General features: G+C 73.7%; 23 protein-coding genes. 17 read left to right on the top strand and 6 right to left on the bottom strand.

Going from position 1 to position 21,180, the window contains the following annotated elements; all coding sequences use genetic code 11:
• Positions 1–35 precede the first annotated feature (35 nt).
• Positions 36–1,244, top strand: a complete 1,209-nt coding sequence (locus ACBJ32_RS08990; RefSeq protein ID WP_375126324.1) for an acyl-CoA dehydrogenase family protein — start codon at positions 36–38, stop codon at positions 1,242–1,244.
• Positions 1,245–1,394: 150 nt separating this feature from the next.
• On the opposite strand, the gene ACBJ32_RS08985 is transcribed toward ACBJ32_RS08990, so the two are convergent.
• Positions 1,395–1,604, bottom strand: a complete 210-nt coding sequence (locus ACBJ32_RS08985) for a hypothetical protein (protein WP_375126323.1) — start codon at positions 1,602–1,604, stop codon at positions 1,395–1,397.
• 341 nt (positions 1,605–1,945) lie between these two features.
• Here ACBJ32_RS08985 and ACBJ32_RS08980 point away from each other — a divergent pair, with 341 nt between their 5' ends.
• The 5 genes from ACBJ32_RS08980 to ACBJ32_RS08960 all read left to right on the top strand — a co-directional run bounded on the left by ACBJ32_RS08980 (position 1,946) and on the right by ACBJ32_RS08960 (position 5,952).
• Positions 1,946–2,863 carry a DUF6282 family protein gene (locus ACBJ32_RS08980; RefSeq protein ID WP_375126322.1) on the top strand — a complete coding sequence of 306 codons (918 nt, stop codon included), beginning with the start codon at positions 1,946–1,948 and terminating at the stop codon, positions 2,861–2,863.
• Positions 2,864–2,892: 29 nt separating this feature from the next.
• Positions 2,893–3,165: an ATP-binding cassette domain-containing protein gene (locus ACBJ32_RS08975; RefSeq protein WP_375126321.1), complete on the top strand. Its 273-nt coding sequence runs from the start codon at positions 2,893–2,895 to the stop codon at positions 3,163–3,165.
• Positions 3,063–3,416: a hypothetical protein gene (locus tag ACBJ32_RS08970; protein ID WP_375126320.1), complete on the top strand. Its 354-nt coding sequence runs from the start codon at positions 3,063–3,065 to the stop codon at positions 3,414–3,416. The genes ACBJ32_RS08975 and ACBJ32_RS08970 overlap by 103 nt, the downstream gene beginning before the upstream one ends.
• Before the next feature lie 134 nt (positions 3,417–3,550).
• A complete protein-coding gene (locus tag ACBJ32_RS08965) occupies positions 3,551–4,579 on the top strand; it encodes a LacI family DNA-binding transcriptional regulator (protein ID WP_375126319.1) in 1,029 nt (342 codons plus the stop codon).
• 41 nt (positions 4,580–4,620) lie between these two features.
• Complete coding sequence (locus ACBJ32_RS08960) at positions 4,621–5,952, top strand: mannitol dehydrogenase family protein (RefSeq protein ID WP_375126318.1); 1,332 nt, start codon at positions 4,621–4,623, stop codon at positions 5,950–5,952.
• A 14-nt stretch (positions 5,953–5,966) separates the two neighbouring features.
• Here the strand turns inward: ACBJ32_RS08960 and ACBJ32_RS08955 are convergent, their stop codons facing one another.
• Positions 5,967–7,007 carry a PP2C family protein-serine/threonine phosphatase gene (locus ACBJ32_RS08955; protein WP_375126317.1) on the bottom strand — a complete coding sequence of 347 codons (1,041 nt, stop codon included), beginning with the start codon at positions 7,005–7,007 and terminating at the stop codon, positions 5,967–5,969.
• 250 nt (positions 7,008–7,257) lie between these two features.
• Between ACBJ32_RS08955 and ACBJ32_RS08950 the strand changes: the two genes are divergently transcribed.
• From ACBJ32_RS08950 to ACBJ32_RS08925, 6 genes are all read left to right on the top strand, one after another.
• The gene (locus ACBJ32_RS08950; RefSeq protein ID WP_357883322.1) at positions 7,258–8,355 is read left to right on the top strand and encodes a hypothetical protein; all 1,098 of its coding nucleotides are present in this window, start codon (positions 7,258–7,260) and stop codon (positions 8,353–8,355) included.
• Positions 8,352–9,713, top strand: coding sequence for a hypothetical protein (locus ACBJ32_RS08945; RefSeq protein WP_375126316.1), 1,362 nt, complete (start codon positions 8,352–8,354; stop codon positions 9,711–9,713). The genes ACBJ32_RS08950 and ACBJ32_RS08945 overlap by 4 nt, the downstream gene beginning before the upstream one ends.
• Complete coding sequence (locus ACBJ32_RS08940) at positions 9,710–10,105, top strand: hypothetical protein (RefSeq protein WP_375126315.1); 396 nt, start codon at positions 9,710–9,712, stop codon at positions 10,103–10,105. Before ACBJ32_RS08945 ends, ACBJ32_RS08940 begins: the two co-directional genes overlap by 4 nt.
• A 387-nt stretch (positions 10,106–10,492) precedes the next feature.
• Complete coding sequence (locus ACBJ32_RS08935) at positions 10,493–11,434, top strand: sulfite exporter TauE/SafE family protein (RefSeq protein ID WP_357883313.1); 942 nt, start codon at positions 10,493–10,495, stop codon at positions 11,432–11,434.
• 8 nt (positions 11,435–11,442) lie between these two features.
• A complete protein-coding gene (locus tag ACBJ32_RS08930; protein ID WP_375126314.1) occupies positions 11,443–12,036 on the top strand; it encodes an Rrf2 family transcriptional regulator in 594 nt (197 codons plus the stop codon).
• A 20-nt stretch (positions 12,037–12,056) separates the two neighbouring features.
• Entirely contained in the window at positions 12,057–12,611 is a 555-nt protein-coding gene (locus ACBJ32_RS08925; RefSeq protein ID WP_375126313.1) for a hypothetical protein, read from the top strand.
• Positions 12,612–12,864: 253 nt separating this feature from the next.
• On the opposite strand, the gene ACBJ32_RS08920 is transcribed toward ACBJ32_RS08925, so the two are convergent.
• Entirely contained in the window at positions 12,865–13,905 is a 1,041-nt protein-coding gene (locus ACBJ32_RS08920) for an endo-1,4-beta-xylanase (protein WP_357883305.1), read from the bottom strand.
• Positions 13,906–14,176: 271 nt separating this feature from the next.
• On the opposite strand from ACBJ32_RS08920, the gene ACBJ32_RS08915 reads away from it, so the two are divergent.
• The 5 genes from ACBJ32_RS08915 (at position 14,177) to ACBJ32_RS08895 (ending at position 18,996) form a co-directional block, all read left to right on the top strand.
• Positions 14,177–14,389, top strand: a complete 213-nt coding sequence (locus ACBJ32_RS08915) for a hypothetical protein (protein ID WP_375126312.1) — start codon at positions 14,177–14,179, stop codon at positions 14,387–14,389.
• A gap of 190 nt (positions 14,390–14,579) precedes the next feature.
• Positions 14,580–15,332: a rod shape-determining protein gene (locus ACBJ32_RS08910; protein WP_375126311.1), complete on the top strand. Its 753-nt coding sequence runs from the start codon at positions 14,580–14,582 to the stop codon at positions 15,330–15,332.
• Entirely contained in the window at positions 15,329–16,924 is a 1,596-nt protein-coding gene (locus tag ACBJ32_RS08905; protein WP_375126310.1) for a PucR family transcriptional regulator, read from the top strand. The genes ACBJ32_RS08910 and ACBJ32_RS08905 overlap by 4 nt, the downstream gene beginning before the upstream one ends.
• A 119-nt stretch (positions 16,925–17,043) precedes the next feature.
• The gene (locus ACBJ32_RS08900; protein WP_375126309.1) at positions 17,044–18,288 is read left to right on the top strand and encodes an NAD(P)/FAD-dependent oxidoreductase; all 1,245 of its coding nucleotides are present in this window, start codon (positions 17,044–17,046) and stop codon (positions 18,286–18,288) included.
• Between the two features lie 42 nt (positions 18,289–18,330).
• Complete coding sequence (locus ACBJ32_RS08895; protein ID WP_375126308.1) at positions 18,331–18,996, top strand: hypothetical protein; 666 nt, start codon at positions 18,331–18,333, stop codon at positions 18,994–18,996.
• Between the two features lie 10 nt (positions 18,997–19,006).
• Here the strand turns inward: ACBJ32_RS08895 and ACBJ32_RS08890 are convergent, their stop codons facing one another.
• The 3 genes from ACBJ32_RS08890 to ACBJ32_RS08880 all read right to left on the bottom strand — a co-directional run bounded on the left by ACBJ32_RS08890 (position 19,007) and on the right by ACBJ32_RS08880 (position 21,160).
• Positions 19,007–19,444 carry a DMT family transporter gene (locus ACBJ32_RS08890; RefSeq protein WP_375126307.1) on the bottom strand — a complete coding sequence of 146 codons (438 nt, stop codon included), beginning with the start codon at positions 19,442–19,444 and terminating at the stop codon, positions 19,007–19,009.
• 3 nt (positions 19,445–19,447) lie between these two features.
• Complete coding sequence (locus tag ACBJ32_RS08885; RefSeq protein ID WP_375126306.1) at positions 19,448–19,909, bottom strand: DMT family transporter; 462 nt, start codon at positions 19,907–19,909, stop codon at positions 19,448–19,450.
• A 126-nt stretch (positions 19,910–20,035) separates the two neighbouring features.
• Positions 20,036–21,160 carry a DUF418 domain-containing protein gene (locus ACBJ32_RS08880; protein WP_375126305.1) on the bottom strand — a complete coding sequence of 375 codons (1,125 nt, stop codon included), beginning with the start codon at positions 21,158–21,160 and terminating at the stop codon, positions 20,036–20,038.
• Positions 21,161–21,180: the final 20 nt, after the last annotated feature.

The following is a 21,180-nucleotide window of genomic DNA, read 5'->3' as shown; positions in this document are numbered from 1 at the left end:
GTAAGGTGTTACCACCGGTAACTTGAGGGGGAGACATGGCGGGGTTCTGCCCGGAGCCGAGCGGCGACGTGGTCGAGGTGCGCGACTGGGTGCACGCGTTCGCCCGCGACGTGATCCGCCCCGCGGGCGCCGAATGGGACGAACGCGAGGAAACCCCCTGGCCGGTCATCCAGGAGGCGGCCAAGGCCGGCCTGTACTCCCTCGACTTCTTCGCCACCCAGTGGTTCGAGGAGAGCGGGCTGGCGCTGCCGGTGGCGTTCGAGGAGATCTTCTGGGGCGACGCGGGCATCGGGCTGTCGATCACCGGCACCGGCCTGGCCGCCGCGGCGCTGGCCGCCAACGGCACCCCCGAGCAGATGGGGGAGTGGCTGCCGCAGATGTTCGGCACGGAGAGCGACGTCAAGCTGGGCGCCTTCTGCGCGTCCGAGCCGGACGCCGGCTCCGACGTCGGCGCCATCCGCACCCGCGCCGTCCCCGACGGCGACGACTGGGTGCTCAACGGCGTCAAGACCTGGGCCACGAACGGCGGCATCGCGAACGTGCACGTCGTCGTCGCCTCGGTCGACCCGTCGCTGGGCACCAGGGGCCAGGCGTCGTTCGTGATCCCACCGGGGACGCCGGGACTGTCGATGGGCCAGAAGTTCCGCAAGCACGGCATCCGCGCCTCGCACACGGCCGAGGTGGTGCTGGAGGACGTGCGGGTGCCCGGCTCCTGCCTGCTCGGGGGCAAGGAGAAGCTGGAGGCCCGGCTGGCGCGCGTACGCAGGGGCGAGCGGGCCGGCGAGCAGGCGGCGATGCGCACGTTCGAGACCACCCGCCCGTCGGTGGCCGCGATGGCGGTGGGCATCGCCCGCGCGGCCTTCGAGTACGCCCGGGACTACGCCCGCGAGCGCGAGCAGTTCGGCCGCCGGATCGGCGAGAACCAGGCCATCGCCTTCCTGCTCGCCGAGATGGCCACGCGGGTGGACGTGGCCCGGCTGCTGACCTGGCGAGCCGCGTGGATGGCCCGCAACGGCAGGCAGTTCGAGCAGGCGGAGGGCTCGATGTCGAAGCTGGTGGCGGGGGAGACGGCGGTCTGGGTGTCGGAGCAGGCGATCCAGATCCTGGGCGGCGCGGGATACACCAGGGAGCACCCGGTGGAGCGCTTCCACCGGGATGCCAAGATCTACACGATCTTCGAGGGGACGAGCGAGATCCAGCGGTTGATCATCGGCCGCGCGGTGACCGGCCTGCCTGTTCGCTGAGAACTCCGCACGTCGGAGGGGCAGCGTGTCCGCAGAACCATCCTCGCGACACGGCACCCTTCGTGGTCCCTCGCGGCTGGCGGGCGCGCCGCTGCGGCCGCGGGGCGGCGACCAGAGGCCGGCCGGCGTAGCCGCAGTCGGGTCTCGCTCCTAACCGAGTACGCCGTTGGGAAGGATCGTGTTCATTGCGCCTCCGCTCATGAGCGAACCGGTGATCTTGGCCACCTGGCTCACCAGGGAACCGAGGAAGTCTTCCGACTGCGCCGAGGTAGAGGTGGACGCCAAGGCGGGTGCGGTGAGGCAGGCAGCCAGCAGTGCGCCACCGACCAGGGCTATGGTCATCCGGCTGATGAGTCTCACGAGCGCCTCCATGAGCGATAACTAACCGTGACAGTCGCGTACTCTACGTGATCTACCGTGGCTGTGCGCGCCGGCGTCGCCGGGGTGGCTCTCGCGCCGCCCCGCCTGGTGATCGCGTTGGATCTGTCCATCGGCACGACGTGCCCCCTCCGGCGCGCTCGGCCATCCGCTGAAGCGGGTACGGCGGCCCCCGTCCATGGGCTGTCCGCCGGGTCTGGGTGTTGAGCGCCGTCGTCACCGGGGGTGCGGTGCCAGGCGCGCCCCCCGCGCAGCTGGGCGTCCGTGTGGTGCACGATTGTTGACAATCTGTTTCGGCAGTATGGCGACCATCGGAGACAGGCATGCCCGATCACCCCAAGCCCTCCGCGCGAGCCCGTGAGCTGGTCGCGGGCGCCTACGACATCCACATCCACGTGGCGCCCGACGTGATGCGCAGGCGGATCGACGACCTGACGCTCGCGGCGCGCTTCGTCGAGGTCGGGCTCGCCGGCTTCGTGCTCAAGTCCCACTACGTCCCCACCGCCGAGCGGGCCGCCGTGGTCCGTGCCGCGGTTCCCGGCTTCGGCGCGGTAGGCGCCATCACGCTCAACGCCTCCGTCGGCGGCATGAACCCCGTCGCCGTCGAGATCGCCGCCCGCGGCGGCGCGCAGGTCGTCTGGCTGCCGACCGTGGACAGCGCGAACCAGCGGGCCTGCACCGCCGCCGACCCCGAAGGGGCGACGCCGCCGATGTGGGCCCGCCTGCAGGACGAGCTGCGCGAGGCGGGCATGGCCGCCGACCCGGTGGCGGTCGTGGCGCCCGGCGGCGGCGTGCTCGACCGTACCCGCCAGGTGCTGCGCCTGATCGCCGAGCACGACCTGACGCTCGCCACCGGACACCTCGGTGCGGACGAGATCGACGCCGTCGTGGACGCGGCCGTGGCGGAGGGCGTGCGGCGCATCGTGATCACCCATCCCGAGTTCACCTCCCAGCGGATCGCCGTCGACAGGCAGCGGGCCCTGGCGGCCAAGGGCGCCCTGCTGGAGCGCTGCTTCACCACCCCGCACAGCGGCAAGATCTCCTGGGAGACCTGGCTGGCGAACATCGCGGCGGCGGGCCCGGAGCACTCCGTGCTCTCCAGCGACCTCGGTCAGCCGTTCAACCCGCCGGTGGAGGACGGGCTGGCCCTGCTCGCCGACCGGCTGCTGGCCGAAGGCTTCACCGACAAGGACGTGCGCACCATGGCCGTGGACAACTCCCGCCGCCTGGCCGGTGCGTGATGAGCGGCCCGTGAGGCAGCTTCGTCACCGTGCTCGGCCGCAGCGGCTGCGGCAAGTCGACCATACTCAACCTGCTCGCCGGCCTGACCACGCCCGCCGCCAGGGCTTCGAGCGGCACTACCCGCGGGAGCTGTCCGGCGGAATGCGCCGGCGGGTCAGCCTGCCCAGGATGCCGGCGGGCGACCCCGGGACGCTGCTCATGGACGAGCCGTTCGGCGCGCTCGACGCCCAGCTCCGCGCCGAGCTGCAGGCCGAGCTGCTGCGGCTGTGGGAGGACAGCGGGCAGACCGTGGTGTTCGTGACCCACGACCTCGAGGAGGCGTTGCTGCTCGGCGACCGCGTCGTGGTGCTCGGCCGGGCCGGCCGGGTGGACGCGCTCGCCTTCTTCCAGCCCATCGCCCAGCAGGCCGCGGCGGCCGGCATCGGCACCCGCTACATCTCGCCCGCCGCCGTCGAGCCGCACCTGGTCCAGGCCGAGCGGGTGCAGTGTGGTGACCGCGCCGGGGCCTGGGGCCGCCGGGCCGGCGACGCGGGTGGCCACGGGGTTGCCTGAGGGTTTCGGCGAAGTCATCCAGCACTCTCTCGGAAACTTGGGAAATCGTTTGCCTCAAGCGGCAACGCCATATTGCCGGAGTCAACGGAGGGTAGAGTTGCTACGGGCAAGATGTTCGGAAAGCGGAGAAAAGTATGGGGAAATTGGAGCGTCACGCCACGATCGCCGACGTGGCGGCGCTCGCCGGGGTGTCGGTGGGCACGGCCTCCAAGGCGCTCAACGGGCGCGGGTCCCTGCGGGAGGAGACCCGGACCCGGGTCAGGGAGGCGGCCAGGCAGCTCAACTTCGAGGTGAACGCGGGAGCGCGGAGCCTGCACTCCGGGCGCACGTACACCGTGGGCATGATCACCACGGACACGATCGGCAGGTTCAGCATCCCCGTGCTGATGGGCGCGGAGGACGCGCTCGGGGCAGGGCAGATGTCGGTGTTCCTGTGCGACGGCCGCGACGACCCGATCCGGGAGCAGTACCACGTCAAGACGCTGCTCAGCAGGCGCGTGGACGGCATCATCGTGACGGGCCGGCGCACGGAGGCCCGCGCGCCGATCGCGCCCAGGTTGCCCGTCCCCGTCGTCTACGCCTTCATCAGCTCGACGGACCCCGCCGACTGCTCGGTGGTGCCCGACGAGGAGGGCGGGGCGCGCAAGGCGGTGGAGCACCTGCTGGCCATCGGCCGCACCAGGATGGCGCACGTGACCGGGCCCGAGCACCACCACTCGGCCCGCGTGCGCTCGGCCGCCGCCGTCGAACGGCTCACCGAGGCGGGGCTCTCCCTGGCGGGGCCGCCGCTGTTCGGGGCGTGGAGCGAGGCCTGGGGGCGGCAGGCCGTGGGGATGCTGCTGACGGGCGGGACCTCGTTCGACGCCGTCTTCTGCGGCAGCGACCAGATCGCGCGCGGCGTCGCGGACGCGCTGCGGGCGGTGGGGCGGCGGGTGCCGGAGGAGGTGGCGCTGATCGGGTACGACAACTGGGACGTGATGGCGGAGGCCTGCCAGCCGCCGCTGACCAGCGTGGACATGAACCTCGAAGGGCTCGGCAGGGCGGCCGCCGAGATGTTGCTGGCCGCCATCAACGGCACGCCGTCTCCGGGACGGCACGCCCGGCCCTGCCACCTGGTGGTCCGGGAGTCGACGACGGTGCCGCTGGTGCCGGTGGACTCGTGAGACGGCGGCCTTATGCTCTTGCCACGGAGGCCTTCGAAACCGTGACACCACCTCTGACCCGAGCCGCCGACGGCCGGCCCGCCGCGCCCGTCCGCATGCTGCACCTGGGGCTCGGCGGCTTCTTCCGCGCGCACCAGGCCTGGTACACCGAACACGCCCCCGACGCCTCCCGGTGGGGCATCGCCGCCTTCACCGGGCGCAGCACGGATCTCGCGGCGCGGCTGGCCGCCCAGGACGGGATCTACACGCTGGTCACGCGGGGCGCGGGCGGGGACGCCTTCGAGGTGGTCAGCTCGGTCACGGCGGTGCACGGCGGGGGCGAGCGCGAGGAGTGGCTGGCGTACTGGCGGCGCCCCGAGCTGGCCGTGGTCACGCTGACCGTCACCGAGGCAGGCTACGCGCGCCACCACTCCGAGGAAGGGCAGGACGCGGGCGAATCGACCACCGGCGGGCCGGGCCCCAACCCCGGCCCCGCGCTCGGGACCGTGGCGGGGCGCCTGGCGGCCGGGCTGGCGGCGCGACGGCGGGCCGGGGGAGGGCCGGTGGCGATCGTGTCCTGCGACAACCTGCCGGGCAACGGCGAGCTGACCCGGCGCATGGTCGACGAGCTGGCACAGGCGGCGGGGCTGCGGCTCGCGGACGCCGCCTACGTCACCACCATGGTCGACCGGATCACCCCGTACCCGGCCCCGGAGGACACCGGCCTGGTGGCCCGCGTCACCGGCCGCGCCGACGCCGCCCCGGTCGTCACCGAGCCGTTCTCCGAATGGGTGCTGTGCGGGGACTTCCCGGCGGGCCGGCCGCGCTGGGAGGACGCCGGCGCCCGCTTCGTCACCGACGCGGCCCCGTACGAGGAACGCAAGCTGTGGCTGCTGAACGGCGGCCACTCGCTGCTGGCCTACGCCGGGTCGCTGCGCGGCCACACCACGGTCGCCGAGGCCGTCGCCGATCCGGCCTGCCGGGGGTGGCTGGCGCACTGGTGGGCGGAGGCCGCCCGCCACCTGGCCTTCCCCGAGCCGGAGCTGGCCGCCTACCAGGACGCCCTGCTGGACCGCTTCGCCAACCCCAGGATCCGGCACACCCTGGCCAAGATCGCCGAGGACGGCTCGCGGAAGCTGCCCGTACGGATCCTGCCGGTGCTGCGAGCCGAGCGGGCGCGAGGCGCGCTCCCCGCCGGGGCGGTCCGGGTGCTCGCCGCCTGGCTGCTGCACCTGCGCGAGGCCGGTCCCGTACGGGACGCCGCGGCCCCGGCCGCCGATGGACCTCTGCGGGACGCCGCCCGCACGGCCCTGGCCGCCCTCGACCCCGCACTGGCGAACGACACCGGCCTGATCGACGCGATCGTGGCCGAGGCTCAGCGGACGCATCCCTAGGCCACGGCCGAGCCTCAGTCGGCCGGCCGATGCAGCAGCAACATCGCGGCGTCGTCCAGCAACGGCCCGCCCGCGTGCTGCACCAGGTCCGCCCGCAACGCGTCCAGCCCCGCCTGCGGATCGTCGCGCCGCAACAACCGGACGCGCTCCTCCAGCGGATAGAACTCCCCGTCCTTGTTCCGCGCCTCGATGACCCCGTCGGTGAACAGCAGGATCCGATCCCCGCTCCCGAACGGCACCCGATGCGCCTTGACCGCCGCCGGCTCCAGCACGCCCAGACCCAGGGGCAGGCCGGGGTCGGGCGGGTCGGCGGTGTGCAGGGTGCCGTCGCCCAGGAGGAGCAGGGGAGCCGGATGCCCGAAGTTCACCAGCGTCATCTCCGTCTCGTGGATCTCGGCGATGATCGCGGTGACGAACTGCTCCCCGCCCAGGTGCCGGGCCAGGCTGGCCTCCAGCCGTTCGCCGATGTCGGGCAGGCCGGCCTCGTCGTAGGCCGCCTCCCTGAAGGCCCCCAGCACCCAGGCCGCCGTCTCGACCGCCGCCAGCCCCTTGCCCTGCACGTCCCCGATCAGCAGCCGCACCCCGTGCGGGGTCGTGACGATCTCGTACAGGTCGCCGCCGATCTGGGCCTCGGCCGCCGCCGAGGTGTAGGAGAGCGCCACCTGCAGGTCGCCCGCCCGCCGGGGCACGGGGCGGAGCAGGACGCGCTGGGCGGCCTCCGCGACCTGGCGGACGCTGGCCAGCTCGCGCTCGCGTTGCAGGCGCAGGCGGCTGGCCAGCATGCTCGCCGCCGTCACCCCCATGATGCCGACGACCGTGAGGTTGTTCTCGAACGTGAACAGCAGGTCGTTGTAGACGGCCATCGGCACGCACACGGCCAGCGCCACCGCCCCGACGGCCGCGGTGCGCCGCACGCCGCCCGACACCGAGGCGAAGGCGGGGCCGAGGGTGAGGAGCGGCAGGAAGACGAGGTTCTCGCCGGCCAGCAGGTCGGTGAGCGCGACACCCAGCATGACGACGAACGGCAGCCAGCGCAGGATTCGCAGTGACCTCATCCGACCCCCGAGTGAACTCTTCCGGCGTACCAGCATCGCGCAGGAAACCCGTCGTTCTCAACCCGGGGAGGCAAGGTCGGCCGGTGGCGGGCGATTCCCGAAATCCCCTCACGGGCATATGGGGATTTTGCCGGGTATTCCGGTGAATCGTATCCGCGCAAGCACGCACCGTGAAATCAACGAGTTGTTTTTGGGCTCCTTCTCTTCGCTTGATATCGATAGATTCGACTTGACGGAAAGGAGTCAGCACGTGGCATTGGCCGACGCCGGCATCCGGCGATTACTGGTGGATTCGGGGGAGCCCCGGGGATGGGTGTCCCCCAGGGCTGACCTGGTGACAGCGCTGCTGGGGGTGTGGTTCGGGGTCGGGTTGATGATCGACGCCTGGGCGCACACCAATCTGGCGGAGTTGGAGACGTTCTTCACCCCGTGGCATGCGGTGTTCTACTCCGGGTTCGCCGTGGTCTCCGGCTGGATCCTCTGGCAGGTTTGGCGGAACGTACGCGCGGGGAGGCAGGGGCTGGCGGCGGTGCCGACGGGTTATCTCGCCGGGCTGGTGGCCGTGCCCGCGTTCGCCGCGTTCGGGTTCGCGGACATGATGTGGCACACCATTCTGGGCATCGAGACGAACCTCGACATTCTTTTCAGCCCCTCACATCTCGGGCTCGTGGTGACGATGCTCCTCATCATCACCACCCCGCTCCGCTCCGCGTGGAACGCCCCCGACGTCGGCCCCCAGCCGACGCTCGGCCGGCTGCTGCCCGCCCTGATCGGGCTCGCGTTCGCCACCACGCTGGTGTCGCTGTTCCTGTCGTACGGCGACGCCATGCAGTACCGGGCGGCCCGCATCGTCGAGGCGTTCTCCTCGGTGGACGACCCGGGCGCGGACCGGCTCGCCCTGGCGATGGTCGTCACCAACGTCGTCGTGCTCAGCCCCGTGCTGCTGCTGGTGCGCCGCTGGATGCTGCCGTTCGGCTCGGTGACCGTCATGTACGCGATCGCCGTGCTCATGCCGGGAGCGCAGACGGAGTTCGAGAACGTGCCCGTGCTGCTGTCGTTCGTGGCCGCCGGGCTGGTGAGCGACCTGCTGATCCGCTGGTTGCGCCCGTCGGCTCAGCGGCGCGGCGCCTACTGGGCCTTCGCCGGGCTGTCGGCGTTCGCCACCTGGACGCTCTACCTCGGCATCTCCTCGGCCGCGGGGGGTGGGCTGCCCGCGGTGCCGGAGTTGTGGACCGGGGCGCCGATCATCGCCGGTCTCATCGGGCTCGCGCTCGGGGCGTTGTTCCTGCCCAACGCGGTCACCGCCCAGCCGGTCCGGCCCGGCGAGGCCGCCGCCGAGCGGGCATGATCGTTCGAGCTCTGTGCCTGGCCGCTGTTCTGGTGGTGGCGCTGGCTGTTCCCGCCGTGGCGCACAACGTCACGGCGGGGGCGGATCTGCGGATCGCCCAGACGATCGCCGGGGCCGAGATCACGGTGGTGATCAAGGGGACGTCGCGGGTGCCGGGGCCGCTGCGGATCGGGGTGATCGCGTACCAGCCGGTCGCCGGGCTGTCCGTGGGTCTTGAGGTGCGTTCGGTGGAGGACGGCCGGGCGGTGACGGGCGCGGCGCAGGCGGCGGCGGATCCGCGTTACGTCCAGCTCAGGGTGGAGCGGACCGGGCCGCACGAGCTGAGGCTGCGTGCGGGGGGCGAGGTCGCCGTCGTCCCGTTCCGGGTCCTGGTCGAGCGGGGGTCGATGGGCGACCTCCTCGTCTACGGTGGCCTGTTCGTGGCCGCGTCGCTGCTGGTGGGCGGTCTGCTGACCGGTGCTGCGGCTCGTCCGGGGCGGGCGATGGCGCTGGGTGCGGGGGCCGCTGCCGGGGTGACGGTGGCGGCCATGGTCGTGGTGTTCGAGCCGTGGTTGCCGCCGCCGGTGCCGGAGGGCGCGGCTCCCGCTGCTGTGAGCCCGGTGGCGGGTGGGCGGCCGTACGCGCAGGCGCGGGTGGTGACGGTGCCCGCGCGGCCGGGGGCGGGGGAGGAGTTCACGTTGCGGCTGGATCTCGTCGACGGTTCGACCGGGCGGCCCGTCGACGATCTCGCGGTGCATCACGAGGCGCTCGCTCATGTGGTCGTCACCAGCGAGGACGGGCGGTACTTCCGCCATGTGCATCCGTTGCGCACCGGACCTGGGCGGCTGGAGGTGCGCCTGCGTGCGGACCGGTCCGGCCGGTACCTGGCGCATGCCGAGCTGGAACGGGAGGATTCGGGCGGCCAGCTCGTCACGGCCGGTTTCCAGGTCGGGGAAGAGTCGGCGCCCGCGGACGCCGCGAAGACCGCGGAAGGCGCGGAGGGCGCGGAAGGCGCGGAGGGCGCGGAAGGCGCGGAGGCGGTGGGGCCTGGTGGCGTCGTTGCGGAGCCGGGATCCGGGGGCGTCGTGCCGCGGCTGCAGCCCGGCGTGCCGGTCGCGGGACGGCCCACGACGATCGAGCTGGACGTGCCCGCCGGCGTGCGGCCCTGGCTCGGCATGACCGGGCATCTGCTCATCCGCGAGCAGGACGGCGGCTTCCTCGGCCACGTGCACGAGATGGGCGCTCCCGGATCCCGGTTGCGCTTCACCTTCAGCTTCCCCGCGCCCGGCCGCTACCTCGCCTGGATCCAGTACGCCACCGCCGACCGCATCGAGACCGCGCCGTTCACCGTGGACGTGACAGCTGCGGAGGCCCGGTGACGAGGGTGAAGCCGGTCCTGGTCGCCGGTGCGCTCGTGGTCGCCGGTGCGGTGGTGTTCGTCGTGGGCAGGGGTGCGGCGGCTGACCCGATCAACCTGACCACCACCGGCGACCGCTACGCCGCCACCGTCCTGATCGAGGACCCGGCTCCGGGGCGGGTCGCCGTGGAGGTCAAGGTGAGCAAGGGCGACGCCGACAGCGTGGCCGTGTCCGCGGTGATGGCCGACATGGGGCACTCCACGCCCGAGCTCGCCGCCACCGAGCGGGAGCCCGGCCGCTTCCTGGCCGAGGGCGAGCTGTTCTCGATGAGCGGCGTCTGGGAGCTGTCGATCCGCCTCGACGGCCCGGCGGGTGAGGAGCAACTCGCGGTCAAGGCGCTGATCACCGGCTAGCGCCGCCCGCCGATCGCCGGCGGCGCCCAGCAGCGCCGCCGGCGACGCGCGTCGCAGGACGCCGCAGGACGCCGCAGCACGCCGCAGCACGCCGCAGCACGTCGCAGGACGTTGCAGCACGTCGCAGGACATCGCAGGACGCCGCAGCACGCCGCAGCACGCCGCAGCACGTTGCAGCACGTCGCAGGACATCGCAGGACGCCGCAGGACGTCGCGGCACGTGGTCTCCGGCATCCCGCGCCGGCGTGGCGAACCGCCGGGCCGCACCGGCGCACGTATGCGGGTGACGGTCGTCATCGTTCCGTGTCCATCCCGAGGGTTGACAGGTCGCCCAGCGCACTAGATTATTCCTACTTGTATAGTAGGAATCGTAGGGAAGGGGAGATCGTGCGAGCGCTCATCCTGCTCGGGCTGGTCGGCCTCGCCGCTCAGCTGGTCGACGGCAGCCTAGGCATGGCCTACGGCGTCACCTCGACCACGCTGCTGCTGGCCATCGGCACCAACGCGGCGGCCGCCTCCGCCACCGTCCACCTCGCCGAGATCGGCACCACGCTCGCCTCGGGCATCTCCCACTGGCGCTTCGGCAACGTCGACTGGAAGGTCGTCGCGAAGATCGGGATCCCCGGAGCCGTCGGTGCCTTCGCCGGGGCGACGTTCCTGTCGAGCCTGTCCACCGAGATCGCCGCCCCCGTCATGTCGCTCATCCTGCTGTCCCTGGGCGTCTACATCCTCATCCGCTTCACCGCGTTCGGCCTGCCGCGCGGGAACCTGGGCAAGCCGCTGCGCAGGCGCTTCCTGGCGCCGCTCGGCCTGCTCGCCGGCTTCGTGGACGCCACCGGCGGTGGCGGCTGGGGCCCGGTCGGCACGCCCGCCATCCTGGCCAGCGGGCGCCTGGCCCCGCGCAAGGTGATCGGCTCCATCGACGCCAGCGAGTTCCTCGTCGCCATCGCCGCCAGCGTCGGCTTCTTCGTCGGCATCGGCTCCGAGAACATCAACTTCGCCTGGGTCGCCGTCCTGCTGCTCGGTGGCGTCATCGCCGCGCCGATCGCCGCCTGGCTCGTCCGGCACATCCCGCCGCGCATCCTCGGCTCGGCCGTGGGCGGCGTGATCGTGCTGACCAACGTCCGCACGCTGCTGCGCAGCGACTGGATCGACGCCTCCGGTGGTGTCCAGGCCGTCGCCTACATCGTCATCGCCGTCATCTGGGCCGCCGCGATCGCCTACTCCGTACGCGAGTACCGCCGCGACAAGGCCAACGAGTCGGTCGAGGCGGTGGAGAGCGAGCTGCGCCAGCGTACGACGACAGAGGAGGAGACGGCCTCCGCCTGAGCCGGCCCATGAGAATCTCCGCCCGCACCCAATACGCCCTGGGCGCCATGCTCGCCCTGGCCGTGGCCGACAGCCCGGTGCACGCTGAACGGATCGCCGTCACGCAGGACATCCCCCGTCGCTTCTGCGACAACATCCTGCTTCAGCTGCGCCGGGCCGGCCTCATCCGCAGCCAGCGCGGTCCCGACGGCGGCTACTGGCTGGCCCGGCCGCCCGCAGAGATCGCGCTTGCCGACGTCATCCGCGTCACGGAGGGCGCCGAGCAGGCCCTGCGCCCGTTCTCCCCGGCCGCCGCGCCGCTCGCCGAGATCTGGGACCGGCTGCGCAGCCACGAGGACGCGCTGCTCAGCGAGATCAGCCTGGCGGACGTCGTCGCCTCCCGCGACCGCCCGAACGGCCGGCCCGGCTCCAACGGCCTGCCCAGCTCCGGTGGCCTGCCAGGGGCCGATGGACTGCCCGGCCTCAACGGTCTGCTCGGATCCGACGGTCCGCTGGGGGCTGATGGCCTGTCCGGCCCCAACGGCCCGCTCGGCGCCAACGGTCCGCTGGCGTCCGATGGCCCGCTCGCGTCCGATGGCCTGGCCGGGCGCGAGGCCCCGTAGGGGAGTGGCAAGCTGGGGCGGTGGCTTTCGGGGTACGCGAGTTCGAGCTGGCGCTGCTGCACCGCATGCGCGACGTGAACGCCGGGAAGGTCGAGGAGACCCTCGGCCTCATCGGCGCCTCCCGCGCCGAGCTGCGCGAGGCCCATGCCCACTGGACGAGGCTGGCCCACGCCCCGAGGGCGCCGAAGGGGGCCGCCGCCCTGCGGATGGCGCTGGGCCCGCCGCCGCACCGCGCCCGCAGGCCCGCCGGCAGCCTCACCTGCGACGTGCTCCGCTGGCCGCTGCCGACCTGGCCCGGCCTGGCGTACGAGGCGCTGGTCGGCCCTGGCGGCGAGCTGTGGAACCAGTGGCTCGTCCGCCCCTCCGGGGCCGCCGCGCTGACCTTCGCCGACCTGGTGCCCTGGGAGTGCGTCGTGGGGGACGTCGGCGCGAGCTTCCCCGGCGCCGTACAGATCGACGGCCCGGCCCCGCACCACTGGACGGTCGACTTCCGCTACGGGGGCGAGACGCATCGCGCCCGCTTCGTGTACGGCCTCTTCCAGCGCCTCGAACGAGCACCGTCCGGCCCGCTGTGAGGCGCGGCGGGACACCGGGCTCCCTGTTCGGGCGGGCCTGCCGGGATGCCGGGGCCCAGGTCCTCACGCGGGTGTGAGGATCGTGAGGACCTGGGCGGCGGCCGGGCACCGTCGGCGGAAGGTGCCCGGCCATCGGGAACGCCGCGTCAGCCCGGCATCCCGGTCATCAGGGCTGCCGAGCCGGCCCGGCACCCCAGGCTCGGCAGGGGCGCTCGCCCCCGGCAGCGCGCCCCCGGGGAGCGAGGGGGATCTGTCAGCGAGGGCTCTTGACCGTCAGCAGCGCCTGGTAGGCAGGCTTGGGCGCCAGGTTCTCGTCGAGCAGGCACGCCGCGCCCTCCCCCTCGAACCAGCCCGGCACCCACGAGTGCCGGTCGGTGAAGCCCCAGACAGTGAGCTCGCGGCAGGCCTTGACGCTGAGGCAGTCGGTCATGGCCCGGCTGTAGTACGTGGCCTGGGTGGACAGCTTCTCCGGGGTCACCGGCAGCTCCATGCGCACGTCCAGCTCGGTGATCGCGACCTCCAGGCCGAGGTCGGCGAAGCGGCGCATGACGTTCGCCCAGTCGCCGGGGTAGTCGTACTGGATCCCGAGGTGGCCCTGGAAGCCGACGCCGTGGATCGGCACGCCCTGCGCCTGGAGCTCCTTGACCAGGGACAGCGTGGTCTCGATCTTGGGGGCGTTCCATTCCAGGTTGTAGTCGTTGATGAACAGCTTGGCGCGCGGGTCGGCGCGGTGCGCCCAGCGGAAGGCGTCGGCGATGTAACCGGGGCCGAGGTGCTTGAGCCAGATGCTCTGCCGCATCGAGCCGTCCTCCTCCACGACCTCGTTGACCACGTCCCAGGCCCGGATCTTGCCCTTGTAGCGGCGTACCTGCGTGGTGATGTGGTCGCGCAGGATCTGCCGCAGCTCGGTGGCGTCGATGGAGCCGTCCTCGACGCCCGCGGTCAGCCAGGCGGGGAGCTGGTTGTGCCAGACGAGGGTGTGGCCGCGTACCTGCTGGCGGTTGCGGCGCGCGTTCTCGACCAGCGTGTCGGCGTCGTCCCAGGTGAACACGCCGCGCTGCGGCTCCACCGACTCCCACTTCATCGCGTTCTCGGCGGTGACGTGGTTGAACTCGCGGTTGAGCACCCTGCGGTAGTCGGACTCGGCGCGCAGGGCGGCGATGTCCACCGCTGAGCCGATCTTGATGCCGGTCTGCTGCGCGAGCTGGCGCAGGTCGCGTGGCGGGCGCGGGTGGGCGGAGGCGGGGAGCGGAGCGGCGAGGACGAGCGCGAGGGCGATGATCAGTGGCTTCACCGAATGACCTCCGGTGCCGTGGGGGTGGCTGGGGCGGCGACACGACTTCCGAAAGTTTCGGAATTGTGTCGATAGTTTCACCGACTGCCGGAACCGTAAGCGCTCGCGGACGCCACGTCAACCACCTGTCTTCGCGGGCGCCCGAGGGGCAGCGGGAGGGCGGCGCGTCGCGACCCGTGTCCTCGCCGGGGCCGGCTGAGCCTGGGGTGTCCGGTGCCGGCGGGCGTGGAGGAGGGCGCGTTCGGCGGCGGTCTGGGCTATGGTCGGCCCCATGACGGGGCCGTGGCGGACACCACGAGGGTCCAGCGCGCTCGCCGGCGTGATGGGCCCGGTCCTGCTGTCGCTGTGGCCGCTGCTGCACGGCGATCGCCAGGGCGAGCCCATACACCTGGCCTTGCTGGCGTCCCCCGCCGCGGACGCGGTCCGCGATCCGCAACAGCTCGCGCAGCGCACCGCGGGGTCGCGCAGCCCGCCGCCGGCCTAGCCGGCGTCTCTTCTTCCTTTCCCTTACACAGCAGGGGCGGGGCGCGCTGTGTCGTGCCGCCCTTCCCCGGCGTCAGCCAGGAGCCGATCATCGTCATGTCCGTCGCCGAATCCGTTCATGCCCTGCCGCGGCTGGAGCGGCCGCACGAGCTCGCACGTCAGCTCCGCCCGGCCCCGTGCGGGAGCGCGCGGTGACCGCCGCGCGGCGCTTCGTGGCGCTCGATCTGGGCACCGCGCGTACCCGGTCGCTGGCCCTGGACGGGCACGCCATGGCCGACCGGGCGTCTGTGGTCGCCAGGGGGCCGGACGCGGTGCGGCCCATCCGGCACGGCATGGTGATCGACCCGGGCGCCTGCCTGCGGCTGGTCCGCCTGGCGTTGCGGGACACCCGCCTCTACGACAGCCGCCCGCTGGAGCGGGTGCTGGCCGGAGTGCCGCTGGCGGCGTCGCGGAGCGATCGCGGGGCGGTCCGCGCCGCGGTCGCCGAGGTCGCCGGGTGCGAGGTGCGGCTGGTGGACGAGCCGCTGGCCGCCGCCGTCGGCGCCGGCCTGGACGTCCTCGACACGCGGCCCTGCCTGGTGCTGGACGTCGGCGCGGGCATCGTCGAGGTGGTCGCGTTCAGCGAGGGGACCGTCATCGACGCGGCCGCCCTCCAGCTCAGTGCCACCACCGGCGCGGGGCTGGCGTCGTACGCGCTGGAGGGGGTCGTGGACATGACGGCGGCCCTGGCCCGCCGCCTGTCGGCCGCCGCGCGCGCCCGCGGGCTGGTGGTCACCGGCGGCGGCGCGCGTCAGGAGCGGCTGCTGCGCCGGTTGCGCGCCTCGGTGCGGCTGCCGATCAGCGTGGCGGCGCAGCCGCAGCACGCCACCGTCCGCGGCTTGATGCGGCTGTGCCTGCAGCCGGACCTAGCGGCCCGCGGCAAGCCGGACCGGAGCCGATCATGATCACGTTGGACCGCCTGGTGAACGTGCTCGGGGGGTACGGCGTGCGGCTGTGCGGCCGTCCCGAGACCCGCTCGACCTGGCTGCGCAGCGTGGCGATGCCGGAAGCCGGCGACCGCCACGTCACGGGCGACCTGCTCCTGGCCGTCGGCAGCTCCTCGATCGACGAGGCGGTGCGGAGCGCGGCCGCGGTCAAGGCCACGGCGGTCCTGGTCCGCCCCGCCGCGAACAGGAGCGGCGCGGCCCCGGAGCCGGGGGTCGCCGGGGGCGGGGGTGGCATGGCCGCCGAGCGGGAGGCCGCCGCGCTCGGCGACCGGCACGGGGTGGCCGTGTTGCTGGCCGACCCCGCCGTCTCGTGGAGCCAGCTGGCCGGCGTGGTCTACGGGCTGGTGCTGGAGAGCCGCGAGACCGCCTCGGGACGCGGCCCGACCGACCTGTTCGCGCTGGCCGACAGCCTGGCCGACGTCATCGGCGGGCCGGTGACCATCGAGGACCGGCACTCGCGGGTGCTGGCCTACTCCCGTTCCCAGCAGGCGGGCGACCCGGCCCGGCTGGAGACGATCCTCGCCCGCCGCGTGCCCGATCGCCTGCGCGAGCTGTTCCAGCAGCAGGGGGTCTTCGCCCGCCTGGCGACCACGGACGAGCCGGTGTTCGTCCCCGCCGACGCCGCCAACGGCCTGACCGGGCGCATGGCGGTGGCGGTCCGGGCCGGCCGCGAGCTGCTCGGCTCGGTGTGGGTGAGCTGCGGCAGCCCGCCGGACGAGGCCGGCCGCCGCGCCCTGGCCGACGGCGCCCGCACGGTCGCGCTGCACCTGCTGCGCTCCCGGGCCAGCGCCGACCTGGAGCGGCAGGTGGAGTCCGACCTGGTCATCCGGCTGCTGGAGGGCAGCGCCGACGCGGCGACGGTGATCAGCCGGCTGGGCCTGCCCCAGCGGGAGATGCGCGTCATCGCGGTCCGGGCCGGCAGCGGCGGCGAGCGCCACGCCGCGCTGCTGCTGGCCTTCGAGCAGGCCACCACCGGCTTCGGCTGGTCCCGGCCCGGGCGCAGCACGCTGCTCGGCGACACGCTCTACACGATCCTGCCGGCCGGCCCCGGGCAGGCGGCCCGCCGATGGATCACGGCACTGCAGGCCGAACTCCCCGCACAGGTACGCCTGGCGGCGGGGATCGGCGCCCCCGCCGGGGTCGCGGAGCTGCCGGCGGGCCGCCAGGAGGCCGACGAATGCCTGGCCCTGCACGAGAGTGGCCGGCCCGGCGCCCTGCCGCCCGCCTACGACGAGTCATGGGACGACATCCTGCTGCGGCGGCTGCGCGCGGCCGCGCGCACCGGCCGGGCGCCGGCCCGCGGCCCGGTGCCCACGCTGCTGCGGCACGACGCCCGCCACGGCACGCGCTTCGTGGCCACGCTGCGGGCCTGGCTGGAGAGCCAGGGCGACCTCACGCTGGCCGCCGAACGGCTCGAGGTGCACCCCAACACCGTGCGCAACCGGCTGCGCAGGATGGGCGAGATCAGCCCGCTGGACCTGGGCGACGCCCGCAAGCGCCTGGCCTTGACCATCATGCTGGCCGCCGTCGAGGACGAGCCCGGCCACTGACGCGTTGTGCCGGATCCACAGGCGGCGGCTGCGCGATTGTCGCCCGCCCACACCGCCGCCGGTCGCCGCCCGGGCCATGCTGGCTGCGACATCGGATCCGTACTCGTTGGAGGGTGAGCATGGCCGGCAACTGGCCGCGATCGGTGATCGTGGTGGGCGCGGGCATCGTGGGCCTGTCGACCGCGTGGTTCCTGCAGGAGCGCGGGGTTCAGGTCGACGTGGTCGACCGCGGCGGCGTGGCGGCCGGCGCGTCCTGGGGCAACGCGGGATGGATCGCGCCGGGCCTGGCCATCCCGCTGAACGAGCCCGCCGTGCTGCGCTACGGCCTGCGCTCGCTGCTCGATCCCGCCGCGCCCCTGCACGTGCCCGCCACCGTCGACCCCGGCCTGTGGGCGTTCCTGGCCCGCTTCGCCGCCAACAGCGGCTGGCGGTCCTGGACCCGTGCCGCGCGGGCCAACCTGCCGCTCAACGACGAGTGCGTGGAGGCGTACGAGGTGCTGGCGGCCGACGGCGTGACCGCGCCCGTCATGGCGGCGCCGATCACCGCCGCCTTCCGCACCTCGCGCCAGGCCGGGAGCCTGCTGCGGGAGCTGCGCAGGCTGGAGTCGGCCGGGCAGCGGGTCGAGCACACCGTCCTGGACGGCGGGCGGCTCCACGAGCAGGTCCCGCTCGCCGGCGAGCCGCTGGGCGCGGGGGTGCGCATCGACGGGCAGCGCTACGTCGACCCGGGCGCCTTCGTGCACGCCCTGGGCAAGGCCGTCATGCGGCGCGGCGCGACCGTCTACGCCGTCGAGGTCACCGAGGTGCGCACCGACGACCGGAAGGCGATCGTCCGGTCGGCCAAGGGCACCGTCCTGTCGGCCGACGCGGTGGTGCTGGCCACCGGTGCCTGGCTGCCCCGCCTGGCCCGGCAGTGGGGCGTACGCGTCCCGGTGCGGGCGGGCCGCGGCTACTCCTTCACCGTGCCGGTCGACCATCCCGTTCCCGGCCCCCTCTACCTGCCCGGCGTGCGGGTCGCGTGCACGCCGTACCGGGGCGGCCTGCGGGTGGCGGGCACCATGGAGTTCCGCGACCCGGACGCCCCGCGGGTGCCCGCCCGGCTGGACGCCATCATCGCCTCCGCCCGCCCGCTCCTGCGCGGGGTGCGCTGGGAGGAGCGGACGGACGTCTGGGTGGGTTCCCGGCCCGTCACCCCGGACGGGCGGCCGCTCATCGGCGCGACGGCGGCTCCCACCGTGTACGTCGCGGGCGGCCACGGCATGTGGGGCCTGACCCACGGCCCGATCACGGGCCGGCTGCTGGCCGAGCAGATCACCACCGGCAAGCAGCCCGCCGCCCTGGCCGAGTTCGACCCGCTGCGCTGACCCCCGTTGAACTGCTCGTCCCCTCGGGTACGTGGTAAGGGCATGGTGCTTCGCTTGCTCGCTCTCCTCGCCCTCGCCGCCGCCCTGCTCGTCGGGCTGTCCACTGCCGCGCACGCCTGCAGCTGCGCGGACCTGTCACCGGCGCAGGCCGTGGAGCACGCGGACGCCGTCTTCACCGGCACCGTGACGCACGTGCGCGCGGAGGAGGGGACGGGCGGGCCCCGCGTTCACACGTTCCGGGCCGACCAGGTCTACAAGGGCCTGCCCGCGGAGAGGTTCACGGTCGCGAGCAGCGCCGACAGCGCCTCGTGCGGTTACGCGTTCGAGCGGGGCGGGCGTTACCTGGTGTTCGCGGCGTCCAGCCCCACGGGGCCCGTGGCCGAGGGGGTCGAGCTGTCGTCCACCCTGTGCTCGGGCAACGTGCCGGTCGACCCGGGCACGGGGCCGCTGCGGCCCGGCGACGAGCGGGAGGCCGGGCACGAGAGCCTGGCGGGACCCGTGGACGCCGGGCTCGTCAAGGCGCTCGGCACCCCGTTGCCGCCGGTGGCGGCCGGCGAGACCTTCCCCGTCCGGGAGCCGCTGCGGGCGGAGGGCGGCACGGGCGCCGGCTGGGCATGGATCGCCGGGGGCGCGGCCGCCGTCCTGCTGCTGGCGGGCGCGTTCACCGCCGTCGCGCTGCGCCGCCGTCGGGACGCCCGCCGGCGATGACGGGCGGCTCTCACGGGTCCTTGCGGCGCAGGCGGGCCGTGATGCGCGGCAGGCTGAGCCCCAGGAGCACGAGGGCCACGCCGGCCAGCCTGACCGGCGCGGGCAGCGTCCCCTGCTGGACGCAGTCGATCACCACGGCGGACAGCACCTGCCCGCTGATCACCAGCACCGAGGCGCTCATCGCGCCCAGCCTCGGGAACACGTAGCTGTTGACCGCCACGAACAGCGCCCCGAACACCCCGCCCGCGTACGCGGCGACGGGCACGTCCGTGACGTCCGGCCAGGTCCGCAGGACGAGCAGGACCGCGCTCAGGAAGACGAAACCCACCACGTGGTTCCACACGGAGGCCCTGAACGCCCCCGCCCGCGTGCCGAGCTGGCCGTTGATGGTGCGGCTGGCGCCGATGAGCACGCCGTTGAGCAGCGCGAGGGACACGAAGAAGAGCACGGGTCACGCTCCGCCGAGCACGATCAGCACGCTGCCCGCGAGCACGCACCCGGCGACCGCCAGGTCCGTGCCCGTGACGCGGCGCTGGGGGGTGTGCAGCAGGCCCAGGTGGTCGGCGGCGGTGCCGAACACCACCTGACCGGTGAGCATCAGCGCGATGGTCCCTGCCAGGGCCAGCTCGCTGTTGACCGCGACGGCGGACAGGACGACCACGAGCGCGCCGGGGATGCCGCCCAGGTAGTACCACAGCGGCGTCCTGGCCGCGCCCGCCGCCCGCGCCGGCGCTCCGCGCCGGGCGATCGCCGGCACCAGGAGGAGCGCGACCACGGCTCCGACGGCGTGCGCGGCCCACGAGGCGTACAGGGCGTCGGTGTGGCGGGCGAGCACGGCGTTGGACAGCGTCATCAGCGTGAGCAGCACGCCGCCGGCGATCGCCAGCAGCCAGTCGAGCGCGCGCCCGGTCATGGCGCCGGCTCCGCCGCGGCCCCGCCGCCCGGCCCGAAGCTGGAGAGTTTCATGTCCGTGCATTGAAACACGTTCCGGGGGACGGCGCGGAGCCGGGGTGCGGGGCCGCGCGGGGAAGTCCGCCGGCTACCGCTCCGCGGGGGCGCGCGTCCCGAACGGCGCCAGATACGCCCACTGCCAGGCCAGCTCGAGCGGCCCGCGCGCGAACCGGCGCAGCCAGAGCGACGACAGCACCATGAACAGCAGGCAGATCGCGCCCCAGGCCACCGGCACCCACCAGGGCCGCAGGCCGTCGAAACGGGCGGCCAGGCCCAGCCCCCAGCCGTAGCAGAGCACCCCGGCGGCCAGATTCTGGAACACGTAGCAGGACAGCGCCGTGCGCCCCACGCCGGTGAGCCCCCGGCGCAGCACGCCCGGCGCGCCCTTCATGCCGAGCACGATCGAGGTGACCAGTGCCAGCAGGCCCAGGGCGACCAGCGGGGCCATGAGGTAACGATCCACCATGAACCAGGCGGGGCCCGCGAAGGAGGTGAGCAGGTTCAGCGGCACGCCCAGGCCGAGCCCGGCGGCCATCAGCCGGCCGCGCAGCCGCGCGCCCCGCTCCTCGAACACGCCGGCGCGCAGCAGGCGGGCCCCGAGCAGGAACAGCACGATGCCCAGCGGCACGATGAGGACCAGCTCCGCGCGGAACACCACCAGGTTGTCCAGGCGGAGCCGCACCTGGTCGAGCCAGCCGTCCGGGTACGCGGCCGGCGCACTGCCCGCCGCCTGGCCCGGGGCCGTCAGCAGGGCCAGCGTCACCAGGCTCACCAGGGCCACCAGCAGCGTGCCCGCCCCCACCATCCAGGCCGTGACGGCCCGCTCGCTCCTGCCGATCAGATATGCGACGATCATCGAGGTCAGCGCGTACCCCATCAGCACGTCGAACTCGAAGATCAGGACGAAGTGCAGCGCCCCCTCGGCGAACAGCAGCGCCGCCCGCCAGAGGTAGCGGCCCGGCCACGCCAGGCCCCTGCGCACCGCGCTGCGGTACTGCAGCTCCAGCCCGACGCCGAACAGCAGCGTGAGCAGGCCGAGGAACTTGCCGTTGGACAGGAACCGCAGGAACGTCTCCGCCACGCCGGGGTCCCCGCCGAAGCCCAGGATCGCCGGCGGTCCGCCGGGATCGGTGAAGATCCAGATGTTGGTGCCGAGCGTGCCCAGGATGGCCACGCCGCGCAACACGTCGAGGGCGTCGATGCGTCTGTCCACACCTTCAACTGTGCTGGCGC

Source organism: Nonomuraea sp. GTA35, from assembly GCF_041950525.1.
GTDB lineage: Bacteria > Actinomycetota > Actinomycetes > Streptosporangiales > Streptosporangiaceae > Nonomuraea.
Note: the sequence above shows the minus strand (reverse complement) of the source record. Positions and strands in the feature narration are given on the sequence as shown.